Origin of the sequence: Scytonema sp. PCC 10023 (assembly GCF_963920835.1) — a bacterium.
Lineage (GTDB): Bacteria > Cyanobacteriota > Cyanobacteriia > Cyanobacteriales > Nostocaceae > Kalymmatonema.
Genome location: NZ_CAWUDP010000409.1, coordinates 1 through 247, shown reverse-complemented (window position 1 = coordinate 247; position 247 = coordinate 1). Strand labels below are relative to the sequence as shown.

General features: G+C 47.4%; 1 protein-coding gene. It reads left to right on the top strand.

Annotation, left to right across the window (positions count from 1 at the left end; translation table 11 throughout):
* On the top strand, positions 1–247 hold a 247-nt coding region (locus ACM0OZ_RS49385; protein ID WP_414590243.1), incomplete at both ends, for a WD40 repeat domain-containing protein.

Genomic DNA, 247 nt, shown 5'->3' with positions numbered 1-247 from the left:
CAGATGGCACAGTGCGGTTGTGGTCTAGTAAAGGTCAGCCACTCGCCGTACTCAATGGTCATCAAGGTTTCGTATTGTCAGTAGCAATCGGCATAGATAAGCAAAGAATTGTCAGTGGTGGTTCAGATAACACAGTGCGGTTGTGGTCTGGTAAAGGTCAGCCACTCGCCGTACTCAATGGTGAGCAAGGTTCCGTAAAGTCAGTAGCAATAAGCACAGATAAGCAAACAATTGTCAGTGGTGGTTC